This is a genomic window from Streptomyces sp. NPDC027185 (genome assembly GCF_055567035.1).
On record NZ_JBVHRF010000006.1, the window covers coordinates 473,363 to 486,444 of the forward strand.

Consider the following 13,082-nt stretch of genomic DNA (forward strand, 5'->3'; position numbering starts at 1 on the left):
CGCGCCCCGGACCGGACGCGGCGCACGGCGCGGGCCGGGTCCGGTACGGGCGCGGGCCGGGTGCTCCGGGCGGGGGTCGGCCGGAGCCGGGGCGCGGGAGCGGCGCGGGACCCGGGCTCTTCCGCCCGTTCGGCTCACCGGTGCCCCTCCGCCGCGCCGCTCCGGGTGCGCGCCGGCCGGGCCTGGGCTGACATGGCTCACGGAAGCGGGCCCCGCACGGAAGAGGTGCGGGGCCCGGCGCCCGGGGCGGTCGGCCCGGGGCGTTCCCGACGCCGTACCAGGAGGATCCGTATGTGCCGCGCCGCGCGCACCCTGGCCGTGTCCGCGCTCGGCGCGGCCGCCGTCGCCCTCACCGCACCGGCGGCCTCGGCCACGCCCGCGCGGTCCATATCCGCCGCCGCGGGCCGGTCGGCGGCCTCCGGTGACGGGCCGTCCGCCTCCGTCGACCCGGCGACGGTACGCCGCGGCCGGTCCGTCACGGTGGCGGTGACCTGCGCGGTCGGCGACGAGCGGCGGATGCCGCGGAACATCAGCGGCGAGGGGCGGGTGCTGCGGGACGGCACCGTCACCCTGGAACGCCAGGGGAACACCGGCACCTACCGGGGCACGGCGCGGACCGCCCCCCGGGTGCCGCTGGGCCTCGGGCCGGTCGACGAGGCCGCCGCCGCGCGGGCCGACGCCCGAGCGGCCTGGGCGATCGAGGGCGTCTGCCCCGACAACGCGCCCTGGAGCGTCACCGTACGGACCACCGTCGCGGAGCAGAACGAGGCGCGCGAACCGTCCGGCGCCTCGTCCGGCCCTTCTTCGGCCGCCCCGTCCAAGGCCCCTTCGGGTGCGCCGTCCGCCGCGCCGCACCGCGCCCCGTCCGGTCCGTCCGGCGGGCCCGCCCCGGCGCCCGGCACCGCGCCGCGGCCCGGCGGCCCGCACCGTGAACTCCCCCGCACCGAGGGCCCGTACGCGAAGCGGCCGGGCACCGGCGGTCCGGCCGCTGGAGGCCCGCGCACCTCACACCCGCGCGCCCCGCACGGGCCGGTGGCCGCCGGGGGCGGCGGGACGGCGGAGCAACACCCCACGACCGAGGTGCGGTTCGCGCAGCTGGCGCGGCTCACCACCGGGGAGCTGCGCGCCACCACGCTCCTCGCCGCCGGCGGCGCCGTCCTCGCGGCGACCGCCGCGGGCGGCTATCTGCTGACCCACCACCGGCAACGCCGTGCCAACGGGACCGCACGCCCCTGACGAACCGCTCCCGGGGACGGCGTACGGAGGACACGCCCCCGGGTGGCGGCCCGCGTCGTGGGGCGCCACCCGGGCGGCGCCCCGGCTCACGGTGTGCTGCCCGCCTCCTGCCGGTTCCGTTCGTAGGTGCTGTGCATCGCGCAGCGGCGGAGGACGGCGGCGAGCTGCCGTGCCACATCGGGAGCGCAGCGGCCCAGCTCCACCAGTGGCCGGGGGTCCTCCCCGGCGACCGACGCGGCGTCGAGCCGCACGGTGGGCAGGACGACACCGACCCCCAGCAGCGCGGCCCGCAGCTCGTCGCGCGCTCCCTCGGCATCCCTGATCATCGCGTCCAACTCCATGACCTCACATCCAGGGGCTGATGAATCCCCTCCGTACTCCCCCCGGCCCGCGCGGACCATGCGTGACCTGCTCGGAAGAGGACGTTCTCAGGGCCAGCCGTACCCGGTGAGGTGACACGGGGCCCCGTGGGACGCCCCGCGGTTCACGCCTTCGGGGTGCGCCTGCGGGTCGAAGTCGTCGTAGGAACCCGGTACGGGTCATAGGCGGGGCCTTTCGGGGCGTTGAACCATGGATCGCCCCTCCGCCGAACAGCACAGTGCTCCCTGTACGACCAGCCGTACAGGGAGCACTTCGCAGCGTCCGCCAGGTCAGCGGTCGGACTCGCCGTCCAGGACTAGTTATGGTCCGCCTTCAACTCCGCGATGAAGGCTGCCCAGGAAGCCGACGAGAAGGTCAGCGGCCGACGGTCACGGTCCTTGGAATCGCGGACCGGGACGACCGCGCCCATGCCGTCGGCGACCTCCACGCACGCACCGTTTGCCTGGCTGTATGTGGAGGTACGCCACGCGGCACCGGCGAGGTTCACGTCCTTGCCGTTGTCGACTGTCATAGGTCTTTCACCATGTTCCGGATCAGCATCAGCGTCTCGGGAACGCTGACGGCAGCAGCTCTCAGGTTGTCGAAAGCCAGCTCATACCTCGGCACGTCGCTCGGGTACTGATCACTGTTGGCCTCGACGTAGACCACGTCCGGGTCTTCCTGATCAGGGAACCGCAGAATAATGAACGGCCCTTCGAGTGTCCCACGGTGGGCCCCGGCAGAGAAGGGAATCACCTGGAGCAGGACGTTCGGCAGGTCCGCGACATCCAGAAGGCGATGTAGCTGCTCACGCATCACGTCCCGGTCGCCAACCATCCGACGCAGCGCCGATTCGTCCAGTACGGCACGGACCTCCAGCGGCTCGTCGCCTTCCGTGAGGAGTCTCTGCCGATGCATCCGGACATCGACGCGCTGTTCGAGCGCTTCCTCTGAGAGACCCGGGTCCGTGGCACGGTTGATCTCTTCCGCGTAGCGAGTCGTCTGCAACAGCCCCGGTACGACGTTCTCGTACGTGAGGATCTGTGCCGCCTCGGCTTCGAGGCCGATGTACGTGGAGTACGGAATGTCGCTGTAGAGCTGCCACCAGCCCTTCTTCCGCGCCTCCTTGGTCAGCTTGGCGAGCTTGTCCCGCTCCTTGTCGTCATCGCTCATCCCGTACAGATCGAGCAGGCGATTGACGTCCGCCGGCGTGGGCGCGGTACGCCCTCCCTCGATCCGGGACAGCTTGGACGTGGACCAACGGAGGCGGCCTGCCACGTCGTTGCCGAGAAGGCCGAGGTTTTCGCGGAGGCGTCGCAGTTCCTGGCCAAGCCGTCGGCGCCGCACTACAGGGCTCGATGTCGTCACAGACGCCAGTCTGACCACCTGCGGATCCGACTTGCAACTCCCCATGCAATTGCACTCGTTAGTGTCATTGCGCGTGACCCTGGCCGTGCTGCAGACTCCTGCACGTTCGCAGAGATCGGCAACTTTCTCTCCACGCAGCTCCGTTGGGCAGTCCTGCCATGCACAGCTGCGTCCGGACGCGATGAGCCCGTTTCGCCGTGTCGGAGGTACATCCGTGCCTGATCAACCCGAAGAGCCCGCTTGCGCAGGAGCCGTCACCCCGCAGGGTGACGTGCAGAAAGGGGACGAGCTGAGCCGCAGAACAGAAGAAGTGACCCGCGAAGTGGCGGCGTGGTTGGCGCGCCTGGGAGACGGGCGACGTGCGCCCGGAGCACCGCCGCGGCACGAGCCTCGCGGCCGTCCCGATCGACGCCCCTGATGCCCCGCCCCCTGCCCGGTCGATCCAGTCGGCGCCTGCCAGCGACGACCCGGCCGTGGCAGGGGCGCGGGTACCACCCCGGCACGCCGCTGCAACGGCCACCGGGGGCAGAAGTCACCACCGCTGAGGAGTTGACCACCAATGCGCGACTTTATCGCCCTGTTGTTTATCTGGTTAGCGGAACCGACCAGACGCCGGGCCCGTACCCTCATTCGCCGGGCGACCACGTATCTCTTCCCGCCGCCGCTGCCGCCCGCGCCTCCGGTCATCGCGCCACCCCCGCCGTACGCCCGGCGACCGCTGCCCGCTCACGTCCGGCGCAGGGCACTGCCGCTCGACGGCGAGGAGATCGCCCTCGTCCGCCCGTACCTCATCGCGTACGAACGCCGGGCCGGGCCCCGGCCCGTCCGCCCGCAGCCCCGAGAACTCCGCGCCGCCGTCGCGTAGCGCCTTTCCACGGAGACGTACACATGGACTTCATCAAGGCCGATCACGCCTTCTGGGTGGACGGCGACCGGCAGGAGGCGGAGGAGAAGGGCAGCGCGTTCGTCAACGCCTTCCGGCGCCTGGGCGTCGAGTTCGACGACATCGAGCTGAAGGAGCCGTGCGGCGGGTGCCGGCGGACCGGATACCGGCTCCTCCTCGGGTCGATCCCGCCCGAAGAGGCGGCGGACATCGCCTGGCGGCTCAACCACGCACTGGACCTGCTCGACACGTACCGCAGGCAGGCGTCCGGCGCCGATCGCCGTCCGGACTGACGGCGACGACGCGGCCCCGGCCACACCTCGCGAACGGGGCGTGGCCGGGGTCGTCCCGGCGGATCACGCCTTCGGCGCGACCTTGCTCAGCCCGTTGATGATGCGGTCCATCGCGTCGCCGCCCGTCGGGTCGGTGAGGTTGGCGAGCATCTTGAGGGTGAAGCGCATCAGCAGCGGGTGGGTCAGGCCGCGCTGGGTGGCGATCTGCATGACCTTGGGGTTGCCGATGAGCTTCACGAACGCGCGGCCCATCGAGTAGTAGCCGCCGTAGGTCTCCTTGAGGACCTTCGGGTAGCGCTCCAGGGCGCGTTCGCGCTGGAGGTAGGTGGCGCGGGCGTGGGCCTGCACGATGACCTCGGCGGCCAGCGCGCCGGACTCCATGGCGTACGCGATGCCCTCGCCGTTGAACGGGTTGACCAGCCCGCCCGCGTCGCCGACCAGCAGCAGGCCGCGGGTGTAGTGCGGCTGGCGGTTGAAGGCCATCGGCAGCGCCGCGCCGCGGATCGTCGTCGTCATGTTCTCGGGGGTGTAGCCCCACTCCTCGGGCATGGAGGCGCACCACGCCTTGAGGATCTCGCGCCAGTCCAGCTCCTTGAAGGCGGAGGAGGAGTTGAGGATGCCCAGGCCGACGTTGCTGGTGCCGTCGCCCATGCCGAAGATCCAGCCGTAGCCGGGCAGCAGCCGGTCCTGGGCGCCGCGGCGGTCCCACAGCTCCAGCCAGGACTCCAGGTAGTCGTCGTCGTGGCGCGGCGAGGTGAAGTACGTACGGACCGCGACGCCCATCGGGCGGTCCTCACGGCGGTGCAGGCCCATCGCGACGGAGAGGCGGGTGGAGTTGCCGTCGGCGGCGACGACCAGCGGCGCGTGGAAGGTGACCGGCGTCTTCTCCTCGCCGAGCTTGGCGTGGACGCCGGTGATCCGGCCGGTCAGTTCGTGGACGATCGGGGCGCCGACGTTGCAGCGCTCGTACAGCCGGGCGCCGGCCTTCTGCGCCTGGCGGGCGAGCTGTTCGTCGAAGTCGTCGCGCTTGCGGACGAGTCCGTAGTCGGGGAAGGAGGCGAGGTCGGGCCAGTCGAGCTGGAGGCGGGAGCCGCCGCCGATGATGCGCAGTCCCTTGTTGCGCAGCCAGCCCGCCTCCTCGGAGATGTCGATGCCCATCGCGACGAGCTGCTTGACGGCGCGCGGCGTCAGACCGTCACCGCAGACCTTCTCGCGGGGGAACGCCGTCTTCTCCAGCAGGAGGACGTCGAGCCCGGCCTGGGCGAGGTGGTAGGCGGTCGCGGAGCCGGCCGGACCGGCGCCGACGACGATCACATCCGCGCTGTGCTCAGAGCGCCGCTCGGCGGCGGGCGCGGACTCGGTCACGGGCGCGGACTCGGTCACGGGGCCTCTCCAGGGAAGTCGATATCTGGATTTCTGCATATCCGAGGTGCCGAACGGCACCGGGCACGGGCAGTCTATGGGGGCCTTGGTGATCAGAACCTGAAGGGTTGGCCCGTGAAGCCGATGACGAAGACGACCACGGACGGCGCGCCCTGCGCCGTCGCACTGCGGGTGCCCACCGAGGAGGACGCGTGGAACTGGCACCACGCCTTCGCCCACCCCGACGTCATGGAGTTCCACGGCGGCGCCCCGTACGAACTGTCGGCCTACGAGGAGCTGACCGCCCGGCAGCGCCGCCACCACGCCGAACGCGGCTACTGCCTCTACACCCTGCTCGACCCGGACGGCACCGTCCTCGGCTTCACCGGCGCCCAGCCGTGGCCGCACGAATCGTGGGGCCCGGTCGGCGAGATCGAGATCGGCTGGCGGCTGGCGCGCGGCCACTGGGGCAAGGGCTACGCGACGGCCGCGGCCCGCGCGGCGCTGGACGACGTCCGGGCGGCCGGGGTCCCCGAGGTCGTCGCGATGATCAACTCCCGAAACGCCCGGTCGATCGCGGTCGCCGAACGGCTCGGCATGCGGCGCGCGGAGACGTACGAGAAGCCGGGCGTCACGGCGTACTGCTACCGGCTGGCGCTCTGAGACCGCGCCGGTGAGCGGCCGGGGCGGTGCGCCGTCCCGGCCGCCCGGCGTCAGTGCGCGGGGCGGACGCCGCGGTGCAGGGCGACGATGCCGCCGGTGAGGTTGCGCCACGCCACCTTCGACCAGCCGACACCCTGGAGCCGGGCGGCGAGCGCGGGCTGGTTGGGCCAGCTGCGGATCGACTCGGCGAGGTAGACGTACGCGTCCGGGTTGCTGCTGACCGCGCGGGCGACCGGCGGCAGCGCCCGCATCAGGTACTCGGTGTAGACGGTGCGGAACGGGCCCCACACCGGCTCACTGAACTCGCAGATCACCACGCGGCCACCGGGCTTGGTGACGCGGTACAGCTCGGCGAGGGCGGCGTCGGTGTCCTGGATGTTGCGCAGGCCGAAGGAGATGGTGACGGCGTCGAACACCTCGTCCGCGAAGGGCAGCTTCGTGCCGTCACCGGCGGTGAACGGCAGCCACGGGTGGCGCTTCTTGCCCTCGCGGAGCATGCCCACGGAGAAGTCGCACGGCACGACGTGGGCGCCGGTGCGGGCGAAAGGCAGCGAGGACGTCCCCGTCCCGGCGGCGAGGTCGAGGATGCGCTCGGCGGGCCGCGCGGCGACCGCCCGGTCCACCTCCTTGCGCCACAGCCGGGCCTGCCCCAGGGAGAGCACGTCGTTGGTGAGGTCGTAGCGCGCCGCCACGTCGTCGAACATCGCGGCGACTTCGTGCGGCTGCTTGTCCAGGGATGCTCGGGTCACCCGGCCATTGTCCACCGTCGCCCCGGCGCACCCGGCACCGGGCACGCACCGGGACGGAAGGGACGCCGGGGACGGGCGACGCGGCGGGCGGCGGCCCTCAGCGGCGGCGGTGGACCAGATGCCCGCCGATGACGGTGGCGACGCAGGTGGCGGCCCCGAGCCGGACGAGGGCGGCCCGGTCCGGCACGTCGAACACGGCGAACCGGGCGGGCCCGCCCGCCGCCGGCGGCGGCAGCAGGACGAGCGGGGACGGTGAGAAGGACGGCGGGCCCGGCAGGTTCGGCGGGCGCTGCCCGACCGCGAGCCCGGCGCGGCGCACCGCGTCCACGACCGCCCGGTGGCGCAGCTCCCCGGCGACGGCGACCGTGCCGTGCGCCAGCAGCCGCTGGATCCCGCGCCGGGCGCTCGCGCCGCGCCGCGCGGGGTCGGCCCGGAAGATCTCCTGCGCGCGCTCGCCGGTGACCGGGGCGGTGCCGAACTCCGCCGCCTCGCGCGGATCCGGGTGGTAGGCGTCCTCCAGCAGCTCCGGCCCGTACGGGTTGAGCAGTCCCGGGGTGAGGACGCCGGGCCACCGCCGCACCCGCGCACCGGGGCGGGCGGCGGCCAGCTCCTCGTACGGGCCGACGGCGGCGAGCGACGCGCCCTCGACGAGGACCGCGGTGTCCGGGGAGGACTCGGCGACGTGAAGGGTCAGCACCGCGGCTCAGCCCGCGTCGATGAGCTTCAGCTCGGGGTGCGCCGTCCCGCCCTCGATCGCCGTGGACGAGATGTGGGAGACGACGCGCTCGTCGACCGGGTCGTTCGCCGGGTCGTCGTGGACGACGAGGTGCTCGTACGTGGTGGCGCGCTGCGCCGGGACGCGACCGGCCTTGCGGATCAGGTCGATGATCTCCTGGCGGTTGGAGCGGTGCTTGGCACCGGCGGAGGAGACGACGTTCTCCTCCAGCATGATCGAACCGAGGTCGTCGGCACCGTAGTGCAGCGACAGCTGACCGACCTCCTTGCCGGTGGTCAGCCAGGAACCCTGGATGTGCGCGACGTTGTCGAGGAAGATCCGCGCGATGGCGATCATCCGCAGGTACTCGAAGAGCGTCGCCTGCGTCCGGCCCTTCAGGTGGTTGTTCTCCGGCTGGTAGGTGTACGGGATGAAGGCGCGGAAGCCGCCCGTACGGTCCTGCACGTCCCGGATCATCCGCAGGTGCTCGATCCGCTCGGCGTTGGTCTCGCCGGTGCCCATCAGCATCGTGGAGGTGGACTCCACACCGAGGTTGTGGGCGATCTCCATGATCTCCAGCCAGCGCTCGCCGGACTCCTTCAGCGGCGCGATGGCCTTACGGGGCCGCTCCGGCAGCAGCTCGGCACCGGCGCCGGCGAACGAGTCGAGCCCGGCGGCGTGGATCCGCCGGATCGCTTCCTCGGCCGACACCTTCGAGATCCGCGCCATGTGCTCGATCTCGGACGCGCCGAGCGAGTGGATCACCAGCTGCGGGAACGCCTTCTTGATCGCGGAGAAGTGCTCCTCGTAGTACTCGACGCCGTAGTCCGGGTGGTGGCCGCCCTGGAACATGATCTGGGTGCCGCCCAGCTCGACGGTCTCCGCGCAGCGGCGCAGGATGTCGTCGAGGTCCCGGCTCCAGCCCTTCTCCGTGTCCTTCGGCGCCGCGTAGAACGCGCAGAACTTGCAGGCCGTCACGCAGACGTTGGTGTAGTTGATGTTCCGCTCGATGATGTACGTCGCGATGTGCTCGGTGCCGGCGTAGCGGCGGCGGCGCACGGCGTCGGCGGCGCGCCCGAGGGCGTGCAGCGGCGCGGAACGGTAGAGGTCGAGCGCCTCCTCCGGCGTGATACGGCCGCCCCCGGCGGCGCGGTCGAGTACGGACTGGAGGTCGGCGTTCTCGGTCACCGGAGCGTCCCTTTCGGAGGGGTATTGACGGACCGGCCCAGCCTACGCCAGCCACTCCGGGCCGCCCCGGGGCCTCCCGCCGGGACCGGGCGGGAGGCGGACCGGGCCGTGGCACGCGTACCGGCACCGGGCCGGACGTCAGGGGCGTGCCCGGTGACGTCCGGGGCGCGGGGAGGTGCGGCGCGCGCCGGTGGCCCGGCCGGTCAGCGCCCCAGGAGGTCCACCGTCACATCGGCGGGGAAACCGGTGGTCGGTCCCACCCGGCGGGCGAACTCCGTGACGCCGCGCAGCTGGTCCGGGCCGAACCGGAAGTCCAGCGTCGTGAAGTACTTCTCCAGCACCGTCTCGTCGAAGGACTCCCAGCGGGCGGCCTGCTCGGCGACCTTGGTGACCTCCTCCAGCGACAGGTCCCGGGAGGCGAGGAACGCCTCGTGGACCTTCTCCACCACCCGCGGCTCGCGCGCGAGGTACTCGCGGCGGGTCGCCCAGACCGCGAAGACGAACGGCAGGCCCGTCCACTCCTTCCACATCTGCCCCAGGTCGTGGACCTGGAGGCCGAGCCGGGGCCCGTCGTGGAGGTTGGCGCGGAGCGCGGCGTCCCCGATCAGGACGGCGGCGTCCGCCTCCTGCATCATCAGACCCAGGTCCGGCGGGCAGGTGAAGTAGTCCGGCTTGACGCCGATCCGCTCGGCGAGCAGCAGCTGCGCCAGCCGCACCGAGGTACGCGACGTCGACCCGAGGGCCACCCGGGCGCCGTCCAGCTGCTCCAGCGGCTTCTGGGAGACGATCACGCAGGACATCACCGGGCCGTCGCAGCCGACCGCGAGGTCGGGGAAGGCCACGAGGTCGTCGGCGGCGCGCAGGAACTCCACGAGCGTGACCGGGGCGATGTCCAGCTCCCCGCGGACCAGCTGCTCGCTGAGCTTCTCCGGGGTGTCCTTGGTCAGCTCCAGATCGAGCAGCGTGCCCGTACGGGCGAGGCCCCAATAAAGGGGCAGGCAGTTCAGGAACTGGATGTGGCCCACCCGCGGCCGGCTGCGACGGGCGTCGGCAGCGGCATCGGCGGGAGCGTCACCAAAGGTTGAATTGTCCACATGCGGAGGCTAGACCCGCGGGTCGGGAACCGGCACGGCGGGGGCGCATATGGCTCCCCGTGCCGCACACGCATGACTCTGACCCCTTCGGGTAAACGTGATCTTTGGCTCTTCCACCGCACGAGCGCACCATGCTACGCTCAGCGCAAGTTGCAGTTTGGTTTCCCTTGCAGTACAGAGCCTGCGGAGCATGTAACCCGCAGGCTTTCGTCGTTTTCAGACTTGTTTGCAGGTTCTGGAGCAGGGCAACCCTTTGGCCCAAGGAGGGCTTATGGCTACCGGAACCGTCAAGTGGTTCAACGCTGAAAAGGGCTTCGGCTTCATCGCCCAGGACGGCGGCGGCCCGGATGTCTTCGTCCACTACTCCGCGATCAACGCCTCTGGCTTCCGCTCCCTGGAGGAGAACCAGCAGGTGAACTTCGACGTCACGCAGGGCCCGAAGGGCCCGCAGGCGGAGAACGTCACCCCGGTCTGAGCACCTGGGGACGGCCGGTAACGGCCATTGCAGGAGTTCTCAAGAGCAGTACCCAAGGAGTCCCGCTCCGCCACTTCGGCGGCGAGCGGGGCTCCTGCTTTTTTCGGTTTTTCCACCGGCCGCAACCGATTTTCCGATTCCCCGTACCGAAGCACCGGCATACGCCGCGCAAACCGGGCATGTACCGGACGAAAACTTCAGGGGAAACGGCCGCGGAAACGGATCTGCGGCACCGGATGAGCGCCACGATTTCCTGACTCCCAGGTCAGTCGAGGAGTGTGTTCACCGGAATTCCCGCGAGTTCCCCGGGCCCGTTCCCCGTTCCGCGGAATCCTCCGGGAGGCCCCTTGGGCGAGGTTCTTCCGGAGCTTTCTGTCAGGGTTCCGTCATGATTCCGCGGGCCCGGCGGCACGGGCCGGACGCCCCCGGGACGGAGCCCTCGGGCCCGCACGCCCCGGGCCGGGGCCCGCTCACGCCGCTACGCCGTCTGCTGAAGACCGGCCGGCTTCCGCGTCGCCAGCACGAGGGCGATCACCCAGCCCACGAGCGAGCCGCCGAGGAACACGTTGATCGCCAGGACCACCCAGCGGACCTCCACCTTGCGGCGGAACGCGACATACGTGGGGATGAAGTAGATCACCAGGACCACCGCCGCGAGCGCCACGGCCGCCACGGGGGCCAAAGACTTGAGGTCGAACACCTGCACCACACTTCCGGGTCGTTCATCAGCGCTTGACGTGAGCACACCGTACCCGGCCGGTGTTAACACCCTCTTCCGGGCCGCTCGCCGCCTCCCGACCCACCGTCAGTGATCCGCAAGGGCCGGGCCGCCCGCCGTCAAAGACCCGTCAGGACAGGCCCGCCGGCCGTCACCGGCGGGGATACGTTCGGTGCGCCCCGGCGGCCTCCCCGCGTCCGGGGCCCCGACTTCCCGGAGGACCGACGCATGTGCCTGCACTCCTACGACGACGACGCCGAGCCCCCCGAACCGGCCCCGGCCGGACTGCTCTGCGTCCCCGTCCGGCCGGGCCGGACCGGAACCGCGATCCGCCTGTTCCGCACCCCGCTCGGCGCCCGCACCGCCGTCGGCTTCACCCGCCCCGACCGGCTGACCGCCACCCTCGGCGCCGGACAGCCCTGGATACGGCTCTCCGAAACCGCGCTGCGCACCCTCACCGCCCCGCTGGACGCGCCCCTGCTGACCGTCGACCCGACGTTCACCGCACCCCGCGTCACCGCGCCGCCGGCCCGCGCGGCCATCCCGCCGCAGCCCGCCCGGACCGTCTGAGAGGCGCCGCCATGACCACCGCGGTCCTCCCCCGCCTCCCCGAGGACGCCGACGACCTGTCCGTCTGGCCGTCCTCCACCACCCGCCTGCCCGACGGCGACCTCGCGGTCGGCGGCGTCCCGCTCACCGAGGCGGCCCGCCGCTTCGCCACCCCCCTCTACCTCCTCGACGAGGACGAGGTCCGGGCCCGCTGCCGCACCTACCGCGACGCGTTCCCCGAAGCCGGTGTCCACTACGCCGCCAAGGCGTTCCTCTGCCGCGCCATGGTCCGCTGGATCGACGAGGAAGGGCTCGGCCTCGACGTCTGCTCCGCCGGTGAGCTGGAACTCGCCGTCGCCGCCGGCTTCGACCCGCGCCGTATCGTGCTGCACGGCAACGCCAAATCCCCCCGCGACCTCGACAGCGCGCTGCGGCTCGGCGTCGGCCGGATCGTCATCGACAGCCCCTCGGAGATCGCCCGCCTCGCCGCCCTCGTCGGGCCGAGCGGCCATCAGAAAGTCATGGTGCGGGTCGTCCCCGGCATCTCCGCCGGCGGCCACGAGAAGATCCGGACCGGCACCGACGGCCAGAAGTTCGGCCTCTCCCTCACCGACGGCTCCGCCCAGCACGCCATCGCCCGCGTCCTCGGCCAGCCGCAGCTCGAACTGACCGGCCTCCACTGCCACCTCGGCTCGCAGATCACCACCGTCCGGCCGTACCTCGCGGCGCTGCGCCGCACCGTCGGCCTGATGGCCCGGGTCCGCGACGCGCACGGCGTGACCCTGCCGGAGCTGGACATGGGCGGCGGCCACGGCATCGCCTACCGCCCCGGCGATCCGGCCCTCGACCTGACCACCCTGGCCCGGCGGCTGCGCGCCGAACTCGTCGAGAGCTGCGCGGTCGCCGGACTGACCGTGCCCCGCCTGCTCATCGAACCGGGCCGGGCCGTCGCCGGGCCCGCCGGCGTCGCGCTCTACCGCGTCCTCGCCGTCAAGGACACCGGCGGCCGGACCTTCGTCGCCGTCGACGGCGGTATGAGCGACAACCCGCGCCCCGCCCTGTACGGCGTCCGCTACGCCCCGCGCCTGGTCGGCCGCCGCGCGAGCGCCGACGTCCGGCCCACCACCGTCGTCGGACGGCACTGCGAGGCGGGCGACATCCTCGCCGCCGACGTCCCGCTCCCCGACGACATCCGCCCCGGCGACCTGCTGGCCGTCCCCGTCGCCGGCGCCTACCAGCTGTCCATGGCCTCCGGATACAACCTGGTGGGACGCCCCCCGGTGGCCGCCGTCCGCGACGGCGAGGCCCGGCTGCTCGTCCGCCGCGAAAACCTTCAGGACATCCAGCGGCGGGATGTGGGGGTGTAGCCGGGGGTCCCCGTACGGGACATGACCGGGTGGAGTGCTGCCCCTCTTCCGTACGGGACATG

The 13,082-nt window shown here is 72.2% G+C and carries 16 protein-coding genes; 7 read left to right on the plus strand and 9 right to left on the minus strand.

What is annotated here, in order from left to right; genetic code table 11:
* Positions 1-291: 291 nt before the first annotated feature.
* Complete coding sequence (locus tag ACZ4M8_RS22130) at positions 292-1,236, plus strand: hypothetical protein (protein ID WP_467609811.1); 945 nt, start codon at positions 292-294, stop codon at positions 1,234-1,236.
* Between the two features lie 86 nt (positions 1,237-1,322).
* On the opposite strand, the gene ACZ4M8_RS22135 is transcribed toward ACZ4M8_RS22130, so the two are convergent.
* From ACZ4M8_RS22135 to ACZ4M8_RS22145, 3 genes are all read right to left on the minus strand, one after another.
* A complete protein-coding gene (locus ACZ4M8_RS22135) occupies positions 1,323-1,577 on the minus strand; it encodes a hypothetical protein (protein ID WP_467609813.1) in 255 nt (84 codons plus the stop codon).
* Positions 1,578-1,912: 335 nt separating this feature from the next.
* A complete protein-coding gene (locus ACZ4M8_RS22140) occupies positions 1,913-2,128 on the minus strand; it encodes a DUF397 domain-containing protein (protein WP_467609815.1) in 216 nt (71 codons plus the stop codon).
* Positions 2,125-2,964, minus strand: a complete 840-nt coding sequence (locus tag ACZ4M8_RS22145) for a helix-turn-helix domain-containing protein (protein ID WP_467609816.1) — start codon at positions 2,962-2,964, stop codon at positions 2,125-2,127. The genes ACZ4M8_RS22140 and ACZ4M8_RS22145 overlap by 4 nt, the downstream gene beginning before the upstream one ends.
* A gap of 559 nt (positions 2,965-3,523) precedes the next feature.
* On the opposite strand from ACZ4M8_RS22145, the gene ACZ4M8_RS22150 reads away from it, so the two are divergent.
* Complete coding sequence (locus ACZ4M8_RS22150) at positions 3,524-3,829, plus strand: hypothetical protein (RefSeq protein ID WP_467609818.1); 306 nt, start codon at positions 3,524-3,526, stop codon at positions 3,827-3,829.
* Between the two features lie 23 nt (positions 3,830-3,852).
* Positions 3,853-4,140, plus strand: a complete 288-nt coding sequence (locus ACZ4M8_RS22155; RefSeq protein WP_467609820.1) for a hypothetical protein — start codon at positions 3,853-3,855, stop codon at positions 4,138-4,140.
* 63 nt (positions 4,141-4,203) lie between these two features.
* On the opposite strand, the gene ACZ4M8_RS22160 is transcribed toward ACZ4M8_RS22155, so the two are convergent.
* Positions 4,204-5,523 (minus strand): geranylgeranyl reductase family protein, encoded by a 1,320-nt coding sequence (locus ACZ4M8_RS22160; protein ID WP_467609822.1) that lies wholly within the window; start codon positions 5,521-5,523, stop codon positions 4,204-4,206.
* Between the two features lie 123 nt (positions 5,524-5,646).
* Here ACZ4M8_RS22160 and ACZ4M8_RS22165 point away from each other — a divergent pair, with 123 nt between their 5' ends.
* Positions 5,647-6,165: a GNAT family N-acetyltransferase gene (locus tag ACZ4M8_RS22165; RefSeq protein ID WP_467609824.1), complete on the plus strand. Its 519-nt coding sequence runs from the start codon at positions 5,647-5,649 to the stop codon at positions 6,163-6,165.
* Between the two features lie 50 nt (positions 6,166-6,215).
* Here the strand turns inward: ACZ4M8_RS22165 and ACZ4M8_RS22170 are convergent, their stop codons facing one another.
* The 4 genes from ACZ4M8_RS22170 to ACZ4M8_RS22185 all read right to left on the minus strand — a co-directional run bounded on the left by ACZ4M8_RS22170 (position 6,216) and on the right by ACZ4M8_RS22185 (position 9,911).
* Positions 6,216-6,914, minus strand: coding sequence for a demethylmenaquinone methyltransferase (locus tag ACZ4M8_RS22170; protein WP_450956490.1), 699 nt, complete (start codon positions 6,912-6,914; stop codon positions 6,216-6,218).
* A 97-nt stretch (positions 6,915-7,011) separates the two neighbouring features.
* Entirely contained in the window at positions 7,012-7,611 is a 600-nt protein-coding gene (locus tag ACZ4M8_RS22175; RefSeq protein ID WP_467609827.1) for a hypothetical protein, read from the minus strand.
* Between the two features lie 6 nt (positions 7,612-7,617).
* Positions 7,618-8,817, minus strand: a complete 1,200-nt coding sequence (gene mqnC / locus ACZ4M8_RS22180; RefSeq protein ID WP_467609829.1) for a cyclic dehypoxanthinyl futalosine synthase — start codon at positions 8,815-8,817, stop codon at positions 7,618-7,620.
* 203 nt (positions 8,818-9,020) lie between these two features.
* Complete coding sequence (locus tag ACZ4M8_RS22185) at positions 9,021-9,911, minus strand: menaquinone biosynthetic enzyme MqnA/MqnD family protein (RefSeq protein ID WP_467609831.1); 891 nt, start codon at positions 9,909-9,911, stop codon at positions 9,021-9,023.
* A gap of 271 nt (positions 9,912-10,182) precedes the next feature.
* On the opposite strand from ACZ4M8_RS22185, the gene ACZ4M8_RS22190 reads away from it, so the two are divergent.
* Positions 10,183-10,386 (plus strand): cold-shock protein, encoded by a 204-nt coding sequence (locus ACZ4M8_RS22190; protein WP_003984261.1) that lies wholly within the window; start codon positions 10,183-10,185, stop codon positions 10,384-10,386.
* Between the two features lie 478 nt (positions 10,387-10,864).
* Here ACZ4M8_RS22190 and ACZ4M8_RS22195 read toward each other — a convergent pair whose 3' ends face one another.
* A complete protein-coding gene (locus ACZ4M8_RS22195; RefSeq protein ID WP_467609832.1) occupies positions 10,865-11,086 on the minus strand; it encodes a superinfection immunity protein in 222 nt (73 codons plus the stop codon).
* 246 nt (positions 11,087-11,332) lie between these two features.
* Between ACZ4M8_RS22195 and ACZ4M8_RS22200 the strand changes: the two genes are divergently transcribed.
* Both ACZ4M8_RS22200 and lysA read left to right on the plus strand, forming a co-directional pair.
* Complete coding sequence (locus ACZ4M8_RS22200; protein WP_467609834.1) at positions 11,333-11,674, plus strand: SAV_915 family protein; 342 nt, start codon at positions 11,333-11,335, stop codon at positions 11,672-11,674.
* An 11-nt stretch (positions 11,675-11,685) separates the two neighbouring features.
* Positions 11,686-13,020 (plus strand): diaminopimelate decarboxylase, encoded by a 1,335-nt coding sequence (lysA, locus tag ACZ4M8_RS22205; protein ID WP_467609836.1) that lies wholly within the window; start codon positions 11,686-11,688, stop codon positions 13,018-13,020.
* Positions 13,021-13,082 lie beyond the last annotated feature (62 nt).